We start from the raw sequence: 17,593 nt of genomic DNA on the forward strand, positions 1-17,593 counted from the left end.
TTACTATGCTATTAAAATCAACAATAATGAGGAAGTTCAACATGGCTCACCAGTAAAAATGATCACCTATCAAGATCTACATAAATTGACACGAAACCTTCAGTTCACTAAAAAACAACATCCATAATCACTCTATTCTTGATAGCCTCTTTTATGAGCATGAACGGATACTAGAAATATTAGATCAAGAAACACAAAAACTTAAAAGCAAAGCGAAACTGAAAAACATTTTGATTTAAAATCCTAGCCGCAAAATGGGATTTTAAAATTCATCAGTTTAGCCAAACTGATATTGATGAACAATAGATTTAAACACTCTCAGCAACTTACCAAACTATTTCCCCTCTTTTTGAAAATAGCTAAAAAACATAGTATAATGACCAAACACAAGGAGGGGTTATTATGGCATTTCAAATTGAACTAAATGAACAAGAATTATCCATTCAAGGTGTACAATTTCAAACAAAAAAAGAATATACCATAATGAAGAACTCTTTAGGTTCAAGTATGTACGAGGGATTCAAGCCAACAAAAGACATGGTTCAGCTTCTAAAAGACATTCATGATGGAAAGAAAAGTAGAAATGATATTCTTACTTTTGTCTTAGGAAATTAACTCATGACTACCCCTTATAACTATATAGATACCAAAAACCTTTACACTTCTCCTAATTCAAAGATTAAAAAAACATTCCTACTATTGACGATTTAGAAAAGTACCATTTAACAGAATAGCTGAATTAGCTTAAATCCTTTTACCCTAGTGGTTTCAAGCATCTAGATTCTATTAATTTATCGAGTGGATATGATGCCACAAGTTTTGCCCCCCTTATTTATAGGACTTCTCAAAGCTTTTTCTTTAAAGGAGGAACAAAAATGAAATCAAAAATGCCTAAAATTCTTTCTTTCATTTCAGAAGAAGCGGTTAGTAGAAAAATGACCAGTGAGGAAATTGCCATTCACTTTGGTTATGATAAACATCACTTTAGTCGGAAATTTAAAGAAATAAATGGATTCAGTGTTGCTGAATTTCTCTCTAGTTTAAAAGTTGAAAAGGCGATCTTTGAACTTGATGAAGAAAAGCGAATACTCGACCTACAAGAACGTGCAGGTTTTGAAAGCAGTGGCAGTTTCACGAATACCTTTAAAAAATATACTGGAAGTTCTCCTAGAGCGTACAAAACGGAAATGAGTGCTCTTTTTGATGATATGAAACGGTTTGAAACGGATGATAAGGATCAGTCAATAGCACATTTTGAAGAAAAGAGCCAGTCTTTTTGCACCGTAACGATTGAAGTACCGGATGGATTTGAGATGGGAATCCTATTTATTGGCCTTTTCCATACACTTATTCCGAATCATCTGCCTATATCTGGAGTAGCAACCAAACATTTACTCGGAAATACATTGAACAATATTCCAAATGGAGACTATTATTTATTAGCTTGTGGGATAAGCCGTTCCACTAATGTTCTATCTTACTTTAACTTAGGCAATAGTTTAAGGGGGAAAGAAGATGAACGGTTATCTTTTCCAATCTGTTCTGGCAATCATTACACGATTAAGCTAAGAGAACCGATCCCAGAAGACCCACCAATATTAGTGAATGTGGGGAAACTTTTGATCTCTCGTTTAAAGAACACAATCTAGAACAATATTATTCGACCGTGAAATGATAAACTAGTCGTAAGTTGATGGAATGGAGGAAATAGTTATGAGTTTAAATGTAAAAAGTGTTACTGTAGGTCTACCAGTAAGTAACTTAGAGGCAGCTGCAAGTTGGTATGGAAAACTTCTTATGAGCGACGAGAAAATCACCCCTGTTGAAGGGATTATTGAGTATCAAATTGGTTCTGTTTGGATTCAACTTTTCGAAGAAAAAATGAATGTTTCAGAGAATGCTTTACGTTTAGAAGTAGAAGATTTAGACACAGAATTTGAGCGTTTAAAAACACTTGGTGTAATCGTTGACGAGGTGATAGCGGATGTAGCGAATATCCTTCGATACGTTGATTTCTCTGATCCTGATGGTAATAAGTTATCGTTCTATTGGTTATACACTCAAGAGTCGATCTAAACAGTGCTTATCTAATAAACAAAACGCTAATAAAACGACGACTAAATGGTTCGTCGTTTTAACTTTTGAGATAATGCCCAAATAGAGTCAGATATAACGTTAACTTGCCTTTCTATATTACACAAATCACATTGATTTTCACGTGAAAATAGTGATCGACAAGCTTCAACCTTTTGTATTCCACGGGGTTGAGGCTTTATTGTCGCTATCTATCTAACCTTTTCTCTATACTTAACTGTTCGTCCAATTTATAGTAAGCATATTATTATTCATTCGACTTGCTCAAAAATCAAGCTATATATCACTAAACGTAAAGGCTCTAATAATCTATCTTCCTATCACACAGAGTTTTAAAGTATTATCTACTTGCAAATGACATAACTCCAGCTCTCCCCCCTTCTACTTCTGCAATATTCAAATCATTTTTTATTGTTCCAAATTTTCAGTGGAAATCCTTACCAAAAAAAGTGATAAACCTTTTTTACTCTAATATTTACTTTGAAAGGTATTTACATACTAGAGTTTATAAAAAATTTATATTTTGGTAATAGTCTATTTATCCGTATTAGGTAATATAAAGTACATAGATGATAAGCAAATGAGAAGCGCTATCTATAAAAAAAGGAACACGTTTTTTATATGTGGATTGCTAAAATCAATGGCACTCGTTGATTTGAGTAAATAAAAATTAGAAATGGGGAATTATAGTATGAGCACAAAAACAAGGAACAAACAGCACTTTAGTTTATCTTTTATCACAATGTTGCTTACGTTTATTTTTGTATTAAACGGGCATACTGCATTGGCTGCAGATTATGAACCTAACCAACTTTTAGGTTCAACAAATTGGGAAGGGACCTATGTCTACGATGCGCAAGGTAATGATGTAACAAGTCAAAATAGTGGATTTATCGGTAGAGCAAAATATGACGCTACAACAAATCGTTATGAATTTTTTGACAAACAAACAAATGTAAGCCGTGGCGATAAAGGAATCTTTTTCGTCACGCAAGATGGCAAAAAAAGAATTTTACTATCCGAGCTTGGCTATCGCGTTGTTGTTGACATGGTAAGATTGGATAAAGATATGTTTACGTACCGCAGATCTGGTGTTCAAAAAGATGGCACTCAAGGGAATGTATTTGTTGAACACGTACCTTACAGCGGAGAATTGACTTTTACTTCACAACCTCCTGTATTATCAAAACAAACTGGAGAAATTGTAACAGATCAACCAGGTAGAACCATTTTAAGTATAACAAAATGGCAAGGAACAAAAGCTCTTGATGAGAACGGTAATGACGTTTCTGCATACAACCAAGGGTTTTTAGGATTAGCTCGTTATGAAAGCAAAACAGGTAGATATGAATTTTTCACCACACAAGGCGAATCAAGAAATGATTTTGGCTATTATGATGTAATCAACGGGAATAAAGAACGAACGCATATCTCATTGGGTGCAAACAGCTATGGAGCCACATTAGAATTGACAGAACTTAATAACAACCGTTTCACTTATGCTAGAATGGGTAAAAACGCTGCGGGTGAAGATATTCCAATCACCGTTGAGCACGAACCTTATACTGGAGAACAGCCCTTAGAATTCACCTTTAATCCAGCAAACGAATTAATTGTGCAACCAGCAGCTAAAGTACCAAATAAAGATGATCTAACAAATAGTAATGCAGTAGTAGAAGTTGAAAGTGTAACAAATTCAGGTACAGTTAAATTTAGTGAAAATGCCAATACTGAAGCGAGTATTATTTTTTCAAAAATCAATACAAAAGATAGACAAACATTAGTTGAAGAAAATGAACCTGGAAAAGCAGTAGTCAGTGTTATTGATACACGTACTGGGGAAGCTTCACAAAATGAATGGAATGTTCGTACTAAGTTATCTGATGGCCCTTTTGGAAATAAGGGTTTCTTATTAAATAATTTAGGTGTTGTACTCACCCCTTCTACACAAGAAGAATCTGTAACAACTGCTGAGAAAGTAACGATGAATGACAATGGTGAATATCAAGCCTTTTCGGTCGCTTATAAAGAAGGAAGCAATGAACGAAAAGCAGTAACTTTGAACCCACAATTAACAGTTGGAAATACAAACTTGTTACAGTCAGGCGTGTATGGAGCGAATATTACTTGGACATTGACTCCTAAAGTGTAAAACGAAAGCAGAGAAAAAGCACTTAGTAAATTTTTTATAAAAGTTGCTTTTTCTCTTTGCTATACGTCTTTTCAATTTTCTTGTTGCGATAAATTTTTGATGAAAGGAGTGTAGAAGATGAGAGTAAATCAATGGTTTATTGGCCTGTTATTCCTTATGTTTTTTTGGGTTTTGCTTCCAGTAAAAGTATTGGCTAATAGTTCTGGGTTTTATGTAACACCAGTTATACCAGAAAACCAGCTAGAAGATACGAAGGATTACTTCAATTTAAGTGTACCCGCAGTAATGGACCAAACTTTGGAATTAGTAATTATAAATGAATCAGTTGAATCAAAAGACTTTCACTTAACTCTGCTTGACGGGATGACAACAAATGACGGAACAATTAGTTATGATAATAAACATAAGTATAGTGACAGTAAGAGATATAAAATAGCAGAAATAGCACAGTTAGAAAAAAATGAAGTGACAGTAGAACCAAACAGTTCTGAAACAGTCAAAATACAATTGAAGAATACTGTTAAAGATTTTTTTGGTATGATTTTAGGAGCTGTAAATATCAGTCAAAAAGAAGAAGCGGATAAAAAAGCAGGTGTTAGTAACTCTTTTGCTTATACTATTCCTATAAAAATAAGAGTAGCAGAAGACAATAATGACTACAAATTGACTTATGACGGTTTGACCGTTGATGTTGAGAAAGTCAAGAAAGCATTGGCATTAACATTTCAAAATCCCAATCCAAATATTCTCAGAAAATTGAATCTAACATTTTCAATTTACAAAAAAGGAGATTCAGCTACCCCTCTTTATAAAAATGACATGAACGAAATCGAATTAGCTCCCAACAGCCTGTTTACACCTATGTTATCTTTAACTGAAGCTAAATTAAAAGCGGGTGAATATGTGTTAAAAATTGATGCAAAATCTGATGTACTAAATGAGTCATGGGAAAGTGAATTTAAACTTTCCACTGCACAAGGGCAGTCAATCAATGGTGGAGTAGAAGTTTTTTCTGAAAGTAATCAAGTGTGGATGATGATTATTGCAACTGTTCTGGTTATAGGAGGAGTAGGCTATGTTTTTTTCAAAAAAAAATCGTAAATCCTTAACCCTTAATACCACCTTACTTCTGTTTAGCCTGTTTTTAATTTTTTCTTCAAAAAGTGTCCATAGTGAATCTATCGTAAGTGATGCTAGGGTTGAAGTAGTGCGGGAAGATTCGTTGACCAATAAAAAAAATCCTGCTTCAAAAACTCCATTTCCAAAAACAAACGAACAGATCAATTTTCTGATTTTTGCTATTGGCATCTTAATAATTTTATCTTCAGCAAAACTAATATATGATAAATACGGTAATTGAGAGATGAACAATACGAAGGCTCTCCCCTCTTTACCCTATTTAGTATATCTATTGAAAATATTATATAAACTAAGTGAGTACCTGATAAGGTAAGCCACTCACTTAGTTTTTTATTCCCCTATACTGGTTGAAGGTCAGAATAGCTGCATTTATCTGAAAAACCAAATAGATATAAAGAAGTCTGATCCACTCTCCCTAGTCTTAAATAAGTCATATAAAAGAACTGTATCACTAGGTTTAATATAGAACAGTGCTTAAAAAAATCGTTTAAAAGAATTAACCACTATCCAAAACATATACGGCTTAATTGAGTCTATAAAAATCTTCTTGGATGACACAATCAGCAGCTATTTTTTTTCATAAGCACACACCATGTAGTGTACCTAAATGGATTAAATGCCCAAAATTCCTCAGCTTTTCCAACATAATTCACGACTTGCTCAGCAAGAATCATCCTTTCCCACTTATCATCAGGGAAAAGCTGCTTGATTCCATCTTCGTCAAAATAATGGTGAGGAACGCCTTCTTCTATTCCTACCTCTAACACAAATGTATCTTTTTCGATTTCTTCTCCCTTGCCATACAAATCCGCTTTTGTCGATTTGATCGTCCCTAAAAAATAACCACCTGTTATAAGCGAATCGTAAATGCAATCAATCGCTTCAATTATTTTATCCAAAGTATTATGCTGAAGCACCGCCCAACTAAAAACACCATGCAAGAACTCTTTCTTGCTCCACGGATAGATTTCCATCGAGGTCAAGGCTTCAACATAGTTGATGTGATTCTCTTCTAATTTTTTCGTTGTCAGTTCTATTGCTTTACTAGAATTATCGCTAATAAAAACCTCACAGCCCATTTTTCCCATCACCACACTGTGACGTCCTCCACCGCAACCTAGATCCCAAACCCGTCGCTCTTGCTGATTTGGAAATTCTTTTGCTAAGAGTTCTATGAATTTAACGGCTTCAGGTTCAGGTGCTAATTCTATGTTTTTTTGATCATAAAATAGTGTATTCCAATCTGCCATATTCTTCCCCTCTTTCTTTAGATTTCCATTTGTTATGGACTATAAGCATATCATATTAGCTACTCGTACTTTCATCAAACTCTTTATCTTAGCTGTAATTAATTGATAATCTGCGCCATAATTATTTTTGAACCGTTACTTCTTGGCTTGGATCCTATTTTTGAAAAACCAGTTATATCAATGTTTCTATCAATGTAAACACCTGTATACACCTATATTTCTAGTAAAGTACACTCTAATAGACAGACAAAATATCCCCTTCTATATTATCTTAGACTCAAAGGAGACAGCAAAATGAACTTTAATAAGCAATTAAAACTTTATCGTGAAAGAGATGGTTACTCTCAAGAAGAACTTGCAGAAAAAATCTATGTCACACGGCAAACAATTTCTAAATGGGAGAACGATCATACTTATCCTGATATTCATAATTTGATTGCATTAAGCACTCTTTTTGATGTCACTTTAGATGAATTAGTCAAAGGAGATGTAGCAATTATGAAAAACAATCAACACATCGAAGCGGAAAAAATGAACCGACTCTCTTGGGTTATGATTATATTTATTATTCTAACGGTTCTATCTATTGGTCCTGTTATGTTACTTTGGGATTGGTACGGATTGGGTATTTCTTTTGTTCTTTGGGGAATTTCTATGATTGCAGCTTTAAAAATCGAGAAAATCAAAAAGGAAAGAGATGTTCAAACCTATAGTGAAATTGTTGCTTTTATAGATGGGGAAGATCTTGAAGCAGCCAGAGCCAAACGAGACAAAAAAAGGGATCGCAGGAATAAAACAAAAATCGTTTTGGGCTTTTCATTAGCAGCTGGTGTACTGGCTGCGATTAGTTCGTTTCTATGGATTTGGCTTTCGTAAAATGTTCAAGCAAATAACCTTTAGGTGATCTCATCAATGACAGAGAACATCTAAAGGTTAGTATATTCAAAAGCTCGACTCGTAAGAATCTCTTATATTTATTTTTTGTCTTAATATATTTTACTTTCAACTGTATTATCTAACTATAGATCATATATATAGTAATATGAATAATTCTATTTCTCCTCTATTATTCTTGTAGGATAAATCTTAAACGTCTGCAGATTGCTTATTCTTACACAGGATTTTTTCAAACGCTTCTTGTATACTCTTTTGTGGTAAATTTTGACCGATAATAATGAGCTCATTGATTTTTGTTTTGCGCACCGTTGGTCTAAATTGAAAGAGTTGGTTGATACCTTGAATTTCTGTTTGAAACTCATTATCCATAAACTGGATAAAGCCTTTTATTCGAAAAATATTTTCTTGGTTACTCATCATTACCCAATCTATCCACCTCTGAAATAACGTCTCTGCAATTATACCTGTTCCTTCCAAATGTAATGCTTCAAACTTATGATGTAATTTACGATGAGATTTCTCCGAGTGATGATGCCTAGCGTGATGCTCATCACTCAGATGTTCCAGATGAAGTTCTTGATTAAATTTATTGATCCCAATAACTTGTCGAGCAACACTTTCCTTTTCATCTGATAATGAAAAAGTAAAAAAATCAGCCATTGGATTTATAGGTTTTATCTGTTGTATAATATCTTGAATTTCATTTGTATTTTTATCAGACTTCTTAGAAATGATGACACGATCAGCCATAGCTAATTGCTTTAATGATTCTGGATAATTCAAATTTTTTTCAAAAAAATCACTATCGACCACCGTAATAACACTGTCCAAATAAAAGTTCGTACAAATTCTAGGTGTTGCCAAAATTGTCTGTAAAATCGGCTGAGGATCAGAAATACCACTCGTTTCAATAATCACTTGTTTAATTGGATAGCCTTGTTCGATAAATACTTCATCAACTGCAATCAATGCATGAATCAAATCCGTTCGTAAGCTACAGCAAATACAGCCTCCGTTCATTTGGAAAATTCGCTCATGCGAGTGAAGAAGCAATTCATGATCAATTCCTTTATCGCCAAATTCATTTTCAATGATCAGTATTTCCTCTGGAACTAAATTAGTTGCCTTTAGTACATGGTTGATTAGCGTTGTTTTCCCAGAACCTAAAAATCCAGAAATAACCGTGATTGGTATTATCATACTAATCCCTCCCATTTTTCTATTTATCCTTCAAATACTTTGATGAGGCTGTCTTATCGACTAGATAAATATTCTGTTAGTTGAACCTGTTCATCGTAATTAAATTTATCTTCTGCCATCTCTAACAAGAGTTTTTCTTTTAAATCAATAGGAATTTCCCAATAGCCATCGATTTTCTCCAGTAATCCCACGTCATATTTTTCAAAAATTGGATATATCTTTAAAAAGTTTTCCAAGGAAAGGTTCTCCGTTTCATCAAAAATTTTGACCCATCCCTTTTCTATTGCAAAATCAGTTGGTTCTCCATTTTCTGTAATAATGTCATTTTCTACCATGAAGCGATACGTATCTGCTTTACTGATGAATGACTGCTTCTTTTCCAAAAGTTGAAATTTAATACTTTCCTCAACGAGTGGCGGATAGATAATATTCATTATGCTTTCTCCCTATTCCGTTACTTTTTTTCCTTTGTAATATCCTTTTAAAGATACATGGTGACTGCGTCTATAGTCACCCGTCGAAGCGTCGAACGAAATTTCGGGTTTTGACATTTTTTGATGCATACGACGAAGCTTCTTTTTTTGTTTAGATGTTTTTCTTGCTGGTACAGCCATTAGATCGTCTCCTCTTCTTCATATAATTCACTAACCAACTTGTTTCAACCATAATAGTTGTTCCTTTAATCTGATCTGTCAATCTTCTAAAATTATTATCATACTATTTGGATCACAGTTCTATAGTGACGAATAATTTCCTCATTTTTTGATTTCTTTAAAAATAGCTTTTCTTCTTAATTTTTTCGAATATTTTTTTAATTCTAATCTTTCTGGTGTGTTTCTTTGATTTTTACTTGTTAAATACAAGCGCTCACCTGTTTCGACACATTCTAGTATAATGTTTTGTCTCATTTTTCTCAGCTCCTTTACCAATTAATACATTATATTTACTAAATAAATATACTTAAGTCTTTCACTAGATCATTTCAGCACTTCTTCTATTACTACCAGAGATCTTAACTTTAAATTTGGACTAGTCGCCATAGTTTCCATCGATCACTATTCCGATTCGCCCAATCAAAGCGTAATGATTACGTTTTGCTTTTTTGGATTTTAACAATAAAATTTACTTATGTCAATTATTTTTTTAATAATCATTTATATAATTTTGAAACTCTATCATAATTAAAAAAATAGACCAAAAATTCATTGGCCTTTAACTATACTAAAAAGACTGACATGATTTTTTCTTGTCAGTCTTGCATTATTTATCTACTAAAATCAAAGAACAGGTTTAAATATAATACAAATTCTCAGACGGATAAACCGCATCACTCGTAATATCCAACCCTAACTCTCTTAACGTTTGCTCATCATTCTTACTCAACATCACCGTAGAATGCGCTTGGACACCATTCAATTCAGATAATTTATCATACGCCAATTGTGCTGTTGGGTTTGTAACAGCACTGATTGCTAGCGCAATCAAGATTTCGTTGGCTTTTAAAGCCGTAATTTTGCTGTGTAAATCTTTGCGTTTCATCGTTTGAATGGTTTCAAGAATCACAGGAGACAATAATAAGATTTCATCTGAAATATTGGCTAATGTTTTAATAGAATTCAAAATAGCAGATGAACAAGAATCCATTAAGCTGCTGGTTCTCCCGGTTACAATTCGACCATCTTGTAACTCAAACGCAATAACAGCCGGCGTATCATTACTTTGGGTTTGTTCTCTCAATCGTTCTGAATACTCTCTAGCAGGCAGTACCGCTTTGCGGTCTTCTTTTTTCAGTTCGACTTCTTCCATGATCAGCTTAATGCGATTGACTGTTCCTTCATCGATCAAGCCTTTTTTAAAGTCACATTCTGTAGCAAAACAGCGACGGATGATTTCTTGTTTAGAGGCTTCTTTCACTACATCATCATCAATAATCCCAAAACCAACACGGTTCACCCCCATATCTGTTGGTGATTGGTAGACAGATTCTTCGCCGGTAATTTTTTCAATGATTCGTTTGATTACGGGGAATGTCTCAACATCACGATTATAATTAACAGCAACTTTTTGGTACTTATCAAAATGAAATGAATCGATCATATTCACATCTTTCAAATCAACAGTCGCTGCTTCATAGGCAATATTTAAAGGATGCTTCAAGGGAACATTCCAAACTGGGAAGGTTTCAAATTTTGAATAACCAGCAGTCTTACCATTACGGCTTTCATGGTAGAGTTGGTTCAAACAAGTTGCCAATTTCCCACTACCAGGACCAGGTGCTGTCACGACTACGATTTGTTTTGTTGTTGGAATATAGTTATTTTTCCCAAAGCCTTCTTCGCTGACGATTTTCTCAAGATTGGATGGATAATCTTCGATCGCCGCATGTTTATAGACTTTGATATCTCTTCTTTCCAGTTTGTTGATAAACATTTTTGTAGAAGGTTGTCCACTATAGCGGGTAATCACCACACTGTTAACTGCTAAGCCATACTCTCTTAACTCATCGATTTGGCGTAAAATATCCATATCATAGGTGATCCCATAATCGCCACGAATTTTATTACGCTCAATATCCCCTGCATAAACACAAATCAAAATCTCCGCTTGATCTTTTAATTTTTGTAAAAGTTTAATTTTAGCGTCCGCATCAAATCCTGGCAGAACACGTTTCGCATGCATATCGCCAATCAATTTCCCACCAAATTCCAAGTAAAGTTTGTCGTAATGATCAACTCTTTCAAGGATATATTTTGATTGCTCTTCGATGTACTTTTGTGGATCAAAACCTTGTTTTTTCACGTAAGAACCCTCCGATATTTGTATACTGCCATCTATTATAAACTTATTTTCGGATGATTACGATAAGGAATTTCATTATTTATTATCTAACTCTATTTTACGTATCACTGCTAACCAATTTTGAGTCTACAATCCAATTTTCTCAAACGCTTGCTCTAAATCACTAATCAAATCATCAATGTATTCAATCCCGACAGATAAACGAATCAATCCATCTTTAATTCCAGCCTGTTCTCTGATTTCCTTTGGAATAGATGCATGTGTCATCACTGCTGGAACTTCGATCAAACTTTCAACCCCACCCAAACTTTCTGCTAACGTAAAAATGTTTAGACCTTCCACAAACGAATTGACAAACGCCTCGTCTTTCAGCTCAAAAGAAATCATGCCACTAAAACCGCTCATTTGTTTTTTGGCTAATTCAAAGCCTGCATGACTCTTTAACCCAGGATAATAAACAACTGCAACAGCTGGATGGGTTTCAAGATATGTGGCAATTTTTAATGCATTTTTTTGATGAGCTTCCATTCTAAGTGCTAATGTTTTGAGACTTCTTTGAACTAACCAACTATCATGCGGACCTAGAACGCCCCCTATTGCATTTTGGTAATAGCCAATTTTTTCTGCTAATTCCGTTTGATTTGTCACTGCAAAACCTGAGACAACATCGCTATGTCCGCCAAGATACTTGGTCCCACTGTATACCACAATGTCGGCTCCTACTGTTAAGGGACGTTGAAAATAGGGTGTCATAAAGGTATTATCCACAATCGTCACTAAATGATACTTGTTTGCTAAAGAGGAAATTGCTTGAATGTCAGAAACTTTCAATAATGGATTGGTTGGCGTCTCAAAGAGAATTGCTTTTGTTTTCTCAGTGATTGCCTCTTCTATCGAGGTTAAAACATCAGTTTTCACCAATGAATAGGTGAGGCCATTTTTTTCAAAAACCTTTTGAACTAGTCGAAACGTTCCACCGTATACATCATCGCCTAATAGTATATGATCTCCTGCTTCAAAAAGGGATAAGACTGTATGCAAAGCTGCTAAACCAGAAGCAAATGCGAAGCCTTGTACTCCTTCATCAAGTTCCGCTACTAGTTCTTCTAAAGCAAATCGGGTTGGATTTCCAGAACGAGTATATTCATACTGTTTAGGGTTTCCAACACCATTTTGCTTATAGGTTGATGTTTGATAGATTGGGACACTGACTGCTCCTGTTTGTTCATCGTTACTGATTCCACCATGGATTAATTTTGTTTGAAAATGCATCGTTTTTCCTCCTTAAATTTGGTCCTAGCCATAAATATTTTTGGAGAGATATCGTTCTCCAGAATCTGGAAAAATAGTGACAATTGTACTGTTTTCGGGTAATGTCTTGCTTTCTTTAATGGCTGCAGCAAAAGCTGCTCCACTTGAGCTACCAACGAGTAGCCCAAATTTTTCTGCTAAAAGCCTTGTAAAATAGAACCCTTCTTCATCACGGATAGTATAAATTTTATCAATCGTTACATTCTCAAAGAACGTGGGGATAAACTCTACTCCGATCCCTTCAATTTCGTGTCCGTGAGCTGTTCCTCCATTTAAAATCGAGCCTTCTGGTTCTACTCCGATCGCACGAATTTGTGGGTTTTGATCTCTTAGATAGGCTGCAACTCCTGCAAACGTTCCCCCACTGCCGACTCCAGCAACGAAGCTTGTTAGTTGTCCTGAAAGCTCATTAAAAATTTCAGGTCCAAGTGTGTTGTAATAGGCTTTGGGATTTTCTTCATTTTCAAATTGTAACGGTAAATAACTGTTTGGGATCTCTTTTGCCAATTGTGTTGCTTTGTCGATTGCCCCTCTGATTCCTTTGGCTGTTGGTGTATGCACGATTTCTGCTCCTAGTGCTTTCATCAATTGTTGTTTTTCCAAACTAAATTTCTCGGGTACAACAAATAAAGTCTTGATGCCTTCTTTCACGCCTGCCAAAGCAATACCAATGCCTGTATTTCCAGCTGTTGGTTCAATGATTTTTGTTTCAGAAGTTATTTTTTCTTCTTGCAACGCACGGGTTAGCAAATGTTGCCCTAACCGATCTTTGATACTGCCCCCTGGGTTCAGGTATTCTAATTTAGCATAGATCTTACTCCCTTTTTGACCACCAAATCGAGCAGCATCAAACTTGAACATCGGTGTGTGTCCAATCAATTCCTGTACTTCATCAACTATCATGACTTCCTCCTATCGTTATTAACGATTATGACTGCGCCGTTGCAACAAAAAAAGGGAACAAAAAAAGAGGTACTGACTATTAAATCAGTACCTCTTGAACGTCAACTATAAACAGTTCACCTTTTCTTTAATAAAGTGACCTGAAACATTTAACTTTTCTAGATGGACTATTAATAGGCATGACAAATTGGTATGCTGCTTTTTCGCACCATACAACAACAGCATAAAACTGAACGTCTGTTGTTTGTCATGTCTTTTCCACTCCTCTAAATAAGTATACATGGAAGATATCACATCATTTTTCTGATGTCAATTTAAAAGAATCATCCTAAAAAAATTCGTACGACTAAATAACTGATTTGTTAACCGTACCATATTTTTCCTGTAATATACTCTTTTGATCCTATCAAAAAAAGCAGTTGCATTCATAGTTTCATAGTTCTCTTTTTTCGAAATAAAAAATACGTGGTGAGGGTTCTTCCACAATCCAATAATCGCATTAAATGTCTTAGGGCAAGATGGACTCCCTTATGCACCTTCTAGGCAATACACTAACTAAAAGAAATGTCACTACCTGTTATCTGCTACATCCATATTCGTTCTATTTATTACTTTTACTATATCAACTATTACTCTATCTGTTTTAGAAGTGATAGGTGATTGAACTGAACAATTGTCATAGTAAGAAATAAATCTGTTTGTGGTGATTGCCAACTCATTTCCACACTGACTTTATTCCCTTTTCACCAACAACTGTATTAATTTTTCTCTAAAAAATATTGACAGCGCTTTCTTTATAGTGTATATTTGCTTTGTTAAATGGATAGTGATTATTAAGTTAAGCTAAACCTAAACAACGCCTTCAGTGGCTTTTGTTTAGGTTTTTTTTATTCTCAATCTCTTTCGTAAAGCTAAAGGAGGTCGAACAACTTGGAAATTCTAAAAATTTTAAATAATAATGTGATCATTGTCTTGAATGAAGAAAATGAAGAAGTCATTTTGATGGGCAATGGTTTGGGCTTTCAAATGAAAACAGGGGCAAAAGTTGATGTCGAAAAAATCGAGAAGGTTTTTAAGCTTGAAAACCAAGTCCAATCAGAACAGATTGAACAGCTTTTTGCAGAGATTCCAGAAGAAATCATTGAGATTTCGTATAAAATTTTATCACATGCAAGAATTGCTTTGGATAAAGAATTGAATGAATCATCTTTTATAGCGATTGCGGATCATTTAAACTCCTCGATCCAAAGAGCGAAAAAAAGTATTCAGGTGAAAAATTTTTTATTGTGGGATATCAAACGGTTTTTCCCAGCCGAATTAGAAATTGCTAGATCTGCAATTCAAATGGTTAATCAACAGTTACATGTTGACTTAACAGATGATGAAGCTGGTTTTCTAGCCTTACATATCACCAATGCTCAGATCGATAGTCATCACGAGGATGCAATCAGCCTTACTCAGTTGATTGAAGAAATCTTGACAGTTATCAAATATACGCTGCGAATCAGCTTTGCTGAAAATGATATCTATTTTCAACGCTTTATTACGCATTTGAAATTTTTTACGGAAAGAGTCTTGAAAAAAAATACTGGTAATAGTGCTAAAGATCAAATCGAAAGTGAGTTGTTTTTACTCGTTACTACACAGTATCCCGAAGCGTTTACGGCAACAAAGAAAGTCGCTGAATTATTAAAAAATCGACGGAACTATGCGATGTCAAAAGACGAACAAGCCTACATCACCATTCATTTAGCTCGAATCATCGATAAAACTAGTTAGTTGGAGAGTATTCTCTTTATCTAAAATCATTCCCAGAAAAGGAGCATAGGAAATCGTTGGCCTCAGGAAAGGCAATGGATCGTGACATTAAGTTGGCGAGACCTCTAAATAAAAAATAAATGAACATTTGGAGGAACGAAAATGGGTAAATATGAAGAACTTGCAAAAAAAATTGTAAAAGAAGTCGGAGGTAAAGAAAACGTCAATTCTTTGACAAATTGTATCACACGTCTACGCTTCAAATTAAAAGATGAAAGCAAAGCAAATACTGAAGTCTTAAAAAACATGGATGGTATTGTTACAGTCATGCAAGCTGGTGGGCAATATCAAGTGGTCATTGGCAATCATGTCCCTGATGTTCGTAAGGATGTAGATGCAGTGCTAGGTGTTTTAGAACCTGTGGCGGATGATGGAGCAAAAGGCAATTTGTTTGATCGATTTGTGGATATGATTTCTGGCATTTTCCAGCCTATTCTGGCACCATTATCTGCAGCAGGTATGCTAAAAGGGGTCAATGCAATTTTAGCCTTTGCCTTAGGTTCTAGCTTTTCGGGTAGCTCTACTTATGCACTCTTTAATGCAATGGGTGATGGTTTGTTCTTATTCTTGCCGATTTTTATTGGGTACACAGCAATGAAAAAATTTGGCGGTTCTCCTTTTTTAGGAATGATGATTGCTTCAAGCTTGGTTTATACAGGTTTTATTGATGGATCTGCGACCGCTGCTTTTGCAGAAAGTGGTGGGTTGAATTTCTTTGGCATTCCGTTTTCGATCCCTGCTGCTGGATATGGCTCAACAGTGATGCCAATCATTGCATCCACAGCTTTTGCGGCTTTTCTTGAAAAACAATTAAGGAAAATCATTCCAGATGTGGTTAAACTATTTTTAGTCCCCTTTTTCGCAGCTTTGATTACAGTTCCCTTGACCTTTTTGGTGATTGGACCAATTATGAATGTTGTAGCGGACGGACTTGGAAATGGGTTGCTTGCCGTTCAAGCGTTCAATCCAATCATCTTTGGTGCAATTGTAGGGTTCACTTGGCAAATCCTTGTTATGTTCGGGATGCATTGGGCACTTATTCCATTTGTCATTATTTCATTATCTCAAGGAATACCAACTTCTTTACTAACAGGTTCCGGCAGTGTCTCCTTCGCACAGACAGGGGCAGTTCTTGCTGTTATGCTAAAAACGAAAAATTTGCGCTTAAAAGAGTTATCTATTCCTGCTTTTATTTCTGGATTGTTTGGTGTTACTGAACCAGCTATTTACGGAATCACTTTACCGAAAAAGAAACCCTTTTGGGCATCTTGTATTGTAGGTGGTGTCACGGGTGCTATAGCTATGGGATTAGGTATTCAAGCTTATCAAATGGGCGGACTTGGTATTTTTAGATATACTTCAACAATTTCACCTGATGGCGATATGAAATATGCTATTTACAATATGATCTTAGATGCTTGCGCACTTGCAGCTGGATTTGGCTTAGCATGGATTTTAGGATTTAAAGATGATGAACCAACGATTCAACTATCAAAAGAAGAAGCAAAATTAGCCGCAACTGGACAAAAAAAGAAACTTACAAAAGATGAAGTTTTCTCTCCAGCAGAAGGCAAAGTCCTACCTTTGAGCGAAGCAAGAGACGCAGCATTTTCTGAAGGTATCATGGGCAAAGGGGTTGTGATCGAACCAACTGTTGGGGAAATCGTGGCACCATTTGATGGTACCGTGATGACACTTTTCCCGACAAAGCATGCCATTGGATTGATTTCGGACAATGGGACCGAGCTGTTGATCCATATCGGTATCGACACCGTTCAGTTAGATGGTGAAGGCTTTGAGGCGTTCGTTGAGCAAAATGCGAAAGTTAAAAAAGGGGATAAATTAGTGACTTTCGATATCCGTGCGATCGAAGAAGCAGGATACAGTACGCAAGTACCGATCATCGTTACAAATACTCCTGATTACGCTGATGTGATTGCAACTTCTGAAACCTCAACTAAACAAGGAGCTGTTTTGATTACTGCGATCATCGCAAAATAATCATTTAAACTACTACTAAATTTATTTA

General features: G+C 35.3%; 17 protein-coding genes. 9 read left to right on the forward strand and 8 right to left on the reverse strand.

What is annotated here, in order from left to right; all coding sequences use genetic code 11:
* Nucleotides 1-402: 402 nt before the first annotated feature.
* From A5866_RS09505 to A5866_RS09530, 6 genes are all read left to right on the forward strand, one after another.
* A complete protein-coding gene (locus tag A5866_RS09505; RefSeq protein ID WP_086443683.1) occupies nucleotides 403-615 on the forward strand; it encodes a hypothetical protein in 213 nt (70 codons plus the stop codon).
* Nucleotides 616-875: 260 nt separating this feature from the next.
* The gene (locus tag A5866_RS09510; protein WP_086443682.1) at nucleotides 876-1,649 is read left to right on the forward strand and encodes a helix-turn-helix domain-containing protein; all 774 of its coding nucleotides are present in this window, start codon (nucleotides 876-878) and stop codon (nucleotides 1,647-1,649) included.
* Nucleotides 1,650-1,713: 64 nt separating this feature from the next.
* A complete protein-coding gene (locus A5866_RS09515; RefSeq protein ID WP_086443681.1) occupies nucleotides 1,714-2,076 on the forward strand; it encodes a VOC family protein in 363 nt (120 codons plus the stop codon).
* 709 nt (nucleotides 2,077-2,785) lie between these two features.
* Nucleotides 2,786-4,246, forward strand: a complete 1,461-nt coding sequence (locus A5866_RS09520; protein ID WP_086445560.1) for a DUF4822 domain-containing protein — start codon at nucleotides 2,786-2,788, stop codon at nucleotides 4,244-4,246.
* Nucleotides 4,247-4,363: 117 nt separating this feature from the next.
* Complete coding sequence (locus A5866_RS09525; RefSeq protein ID WP_086445561.1) at nucleotides 4,364-5,347, forward strand: DUF916 and DUF3324 domain-containing protein; 984 nt, start codon at nucleotides 4,364-4,366, stop codon at nucleotides 5,345-5,347.
* Nucleotides 5,322-5,606, forward strand: coding sequence for a hypothetical protein (locus tag A5866_RS09530; protein ID WP_086445562.1), 285 nt, complete (start codon nucleotides 5,322-5,324; stop codon nucleotides 5,604-5,606). Before A5866_RS09525 ends, A5866_RS09530 begins: the two co-directional genes overlap by 26 nt.
* A gap of 340 nt (nucleotides 5,607-5,946) precedes the next feature.
* Here A5866_RS09530 and A5866_RS09535 read toward each other — a convergent pair whose 3' ends face one another.
* Nucleotides 5,947-6,636, reverse strand: a complete 690-nt coding sequence (locus tag A5866_RS09535; protein ID WP_086445563.1) for a class I SAM-dependent methyltransferase — start codon at nucleotides 6,634-6,636, stop codon at nucleotides 5,947-5,949.
* Between the two features lie 294 nt (nucleotides 6,637-6,930).
* On the opposite strand from A5866_RS09535, the gene A5866_RS09540 reads away from it, so the two are divergent.
* Nucleotides 6,931-7,512: a helix-turn-helix domain-containing protein gene (locus A5866_RS09540; protein WP_086445564.1), complete on the forward strand. Its 582-nt coding sequence runs from the start codon at nucleotides 6,931-6,933 to the stop codon at nucleotides 7,510-7,512.
* Nucleotides 7,513-7,722: 210 nt separating this feature from the next.
* Here A5866_RS09540 and A5866_RS09545 read toward each other — a convergent pair whose 3' ends face one another.
* The 7 genes from A5866_RS09545 to A5866_RS09575 all read right to left on the reverse strand — a co-directional run bounded on the left by A5866_RS09545 (nucleotide 7,723) and on the right by A5866_RS09575 (nucleotide 13,746).
* Nucleotides 7,723-8,733 carry a CobW family GTP-binding protein gene (locus tag A5866_RS09545; protein WP_086445565.1) on the reverse strand — a complete coding sequence of 337 codons (1,011 nt, stop codon included), beginning with the start codon at nucleotides 8,731-8,733 and terminating at the stop codon, nucleotides 7,723-7,725.
* 53 nt (nucleotides 8,734-8,786) lie between these two features.
* Nucleotides 8,787-9,167, reverse strand: a complete 381-nt coding sequence (locus tag A5866_RS09550; protein WP_086278139.1) for a hypothetical protein — start codon at nucleotides 9,165-9,167, stop codon at nucleotides 8,787-8,789.
* Nucleotides 9,168-9,179: 12 nt separating this feature from the next.
* Nucleotides 9,180-9,347 carry a 50S ribosomal protein L32 gene (gene rpmF, locus A5866_RS09555; RefSeq protein ID WP_086445566.1) on the reverse strand — a complete coding sequence of 56 codons (168 nt, stop codon included), beginning with the start codon at nucleotides 9,345-9,347 and terminating at the stop codon, nucleotides 9,180-9,182.
* 141 nt (nucleotides 9,348-9,488) lie between these two features.
* Nucleotides 9,489-9,641, reverse strand: a complete 153-nt coding sequence (rpmG, locus tag A5866_RS09560) for a 50S ribosomal protein L33 (protein WP_086278137.1) — start codon at nucleotides 9,639-9,641, stop codon at nucleotides 9,489-9,491.
* 382 nt (nucleotides 9,642-10,023) lie between these two features.
* Nucleotides 10,024-11,532, reverse strand: coding sequence for a DUF1846 domain-containing protein (locus A5866_RS09565; protein WP_086445567.1), 1,509 nt, complete (start codon nucleotides 11,530-11,532; stop codon nucleotides 10,024-10,026).
* Nucleotides 11,533-11,658: 126 nt separating this feature from the next.
* The gene (locus A5866_RS09570) at nucleotides 11,659-12,804 is read right to left on the reverse strand and encodes a cystathionine gamma-synthase (RefSeq protein ID WP_086445568.1); all 1,146 of its coding nucleotides are present in this window, start codon (nucleotides 12,802-12,804) and stop codon (nucleotides 11,659-11,661) included.
* A gap of 24 nt (nucleotides 12,805-12,828) precedes the next feature.
* Nucleotides 12,829-13,746 carry a PLP-dependent cysteine synthase family protein gene (locus tag A5866_RS09575; RefSeq protein ID WP_086445569.1) on the reverse strand — a complete coding sequence of 306 codons (918 nt, stop codon included), beginning with the start codon at nucleotides 13,744-13,746 and terminating at the stop codon, nucleotides 12,829-12,831.
* 930 nt (nucleotides 13,747-14,676) lie between these two features.
* On the opposite strand from A5866_RS09575, the gene licT reads away from it, so the two are divergent.
* Together licT and A5866_RS09585 are read left to right on the forward strand one after the other, a co-directional pair.
* Nucleotides 14,677-15,525, forward strand: coding sequence for a BglG family transcription antiterminator LicT (licT, locus tag A5866_RS09580; RefSeq protein WP_086278133.1), 849 nt, complete (start codon nucleotides 14,677-14,679; stop codon nucleotides 15,523-15,525).
* A gap of 141 nt (nucleotides 15,526-15,666) precedes the next feature.
* Nucleotides 15,667-17,565 carry a beta-glucoside-specific PTS transporter subunit IIABC gene (locus A5866_RS09585; RefSeq protein WP_086443680.1) on the forward strand — a complete coding sequence of 633 codons (1,899 nt, stop codon included), beginning with the start codon at nucleotides 15,667-15,669 and terminating at the stop codon, nucleotides 17,563-17,565.
* The last annotated feature ends 28 nt before the right edge of the window (nucleotides 17,566-17,593 follow it).

The sequence above is a fragment of the Enterococcus sp. 12C11_DIV0727 genome, from assembly GCF_002148425.2.
In the GTDB taxonomy this organism is placed as follows: Bacteria; Bacillota; Bacilli; order Lactobacillales; family Enterococcaceae; genus Enterococcus_L; species Enterococcus_L lemimoniae.